The organism is Acetatifactor sp. (assembly GCF_982438285.1).
Window position 1 is genome coordinate 1 of the sequence record NZ_CEWDFQ010000447.1, and the last position, 2041, is coordinate 2041.

Consider the following 2041-nt stretch of genomic DNA (forward strand, 5'->3'; position numbering starts at 1 on the left):
TAAGCTTATTTATAAAAATAACAAAATGAAATATTAATAGACGAATATTTGATAATATATTATAATAAATATAGAACATTTGCTATTATATTTTTTAATACTATTTTTATGGAGATTATGTTGAGGTCAAAAGAGTTTTCAGTCACAAATCCTCAGAATTGTTTGTCATCTGCAGGAGCAACTTGACTCTGAAGCCGCAAACAATTCTGAGAATTTGTGACAGGGAGACCTTTTGACCCTGACATCATGGAGAACAAGATGAAGAAAAATTTATTTTTGACACTATTTTTCTTTCTTTTTTTTCTTTGCTCATGCGGTACTGAAAAAGAGGAAATGCAGGCTGTTCTTTCGTTGAACAATGAAGAGATTCCACTGGGGACGCTTTATAAGGTTGATGCGGCAGAGCCTTCTTTGTGCGATGAATTTTCCTATGACGGCGATTCTTACGTGGGAAGAAACTTTGATGATATGGAAACGCTGGAATCGGAAACAGGAATCCAGTTTTTAAAGCTGCCAGAAGAATATCAGACAACGGAAATCCTTTATAGCTTAAAGGAGGGAGATGCAGGAAGGGTTTCTGTAGCCTATGTGAAAGAGGATGGATTTGGAATCTATGTGCATATGATGTACGCAAGTGATTATGTTGCGGATTATACGGTAGAGGAAATGGAGGATTTTCCCCTTCAGTACCTTAATCAGGAGCAGAATTATGAATATGTCTTATATGAACAATATACAAGTGAAAGTCTGGACGCGCTGGTTACGGTAATACAAAATAAAATAACCTCCGAGAATACAGAAACTGGAGATATCAGTGAAATAGAAAACTACATGGCTTATTTTGTAAAAGATGATATCTGTTATTGTATTTCAGACAGTGATAAGGTATCGGATTTAAAGGAAACCATTGAAAAATTGTCCTATACTGCAAGACAGGCCCGGGCAGAACTTAATCTGGAGGACGCTTCTCTTTTATCCTTTGAAGAAAAATATAATACTCAGATCAGAGTCTATGATACAAAGACGGATTCTGATGAGCTTGTTTACCAATACCATGAGGATGGTTGTGTGGATATTTCAAATATAATATTTGATGGAACCTATTTAATCTGGGAAGAGGTCAAAGATGACAGAACTGTTTATATGCTGGATTCCGCTACACAGACACAGCCCAAAAAGCTTGATTTAGAATCTCAAGCCGTAAATCCCTTTACCTTATGCGGCAATTATGATATTTCATTAGAAAAGGGTGACGGTACGTCCTCCATCACCATACAAAACACAGATAACCATGAAAAAAGAACTCTTTCTGTGAAAGGCGCCGTGCACAGACCTGTTGCCAATGAATATCTCTGCATTTGGACAGAGGAATCTGGAGATGCTGATATTTTGTATGTATATAATTTTAATGAGGGAAAACTCTCTCAAATAGAATTTTCCCCCGGCCGTCTCTTTTCTTACGCTCTCCTGGATCATTATGTAATAGCAAACCAAAGAAGGGAATCCTCTTATGGAAAGGAAGGAATTTATTGCTTTGATCTGGAAGGAATGACCTATGAACAATTATTTTCCTCTGAGGATGATGTGTATACCTTTCTTTTTACATTCCAGGGAGTTGATCATTCTGTATATTTTGAACTTGCAGATCAGACGGACAAAAATAAAATTGCCATCCTTAGCGTAAAATAAACATTACACAATAACGCACACATCCACCCATTCTGCGCCGGGACAGGATTTCTCCAGCTCCTCTATGGTAAGCCTGACGCAGCTGCTTGGGCTTCCCGCCGCAGGAAGGGCCATGGGATAACGCTTTAGGGATTCATCCAGATAGACCTTTACCCTGCCCTCCGGATTGGCGTAGGGACAGACGCCCCCTATGCCATGTCCCGTATATTCCATTACTTCATCGGGAGTCAGCATTTTTGCCTTGGCACCGAATTTTGCTTTGTACTTGTGATTGTCAACCTTGGTATCCCCGCTGGTGACGATCAAAATTCCATGATCCTGCACCTTAAAGGAAAGGGTCTTTGCAATCATG

At 39.0% G+C, this 2041-nt stretch carries 2 protein-coding genes; one reads left to right on the forward strand and one right to left on the reverse strand.

Going from position 1 to position 2041, the window contains the following annotated elements; genetic code table 11:
- The first annotated feature begins 333 nt into the window (after positions 1 to 333).
- On the forward strand, positions 334 to 1689 hold the full coding sequence (locus AC1WIP_RS15075) for a hypothetical protein (RefSeq protein ID WP_481142599.1): 1356 nt from the start codon (positions 334 to 336) through the stop codon (positions 1687 to 1689).
- Between the two features lie 3 nt (positions 1690 to 1692).
- Here AC1WIP_RS15075 and AC1WIP_RS15080 read toward each other — a convergent pair.
- Positions 1693 to 2041: YbaK/EbsC family protein (locus tag AC1WIP_RS15080; RefSeq protein ID WP_481142600.1), on the reverse strand; the 349-nt coding region annotated here is incomplete at its 5' end.

Bases quoted from the DNA above. Each gene is read 5' to 3' on its own strand.
- AC1WIP_RS15075 (WP_481142599.1), top strand. From the start codon at position 334: ATGCAGGCTGTTCTTTCGTTGAACAATGAAGAGATTCCACTGGGGACG.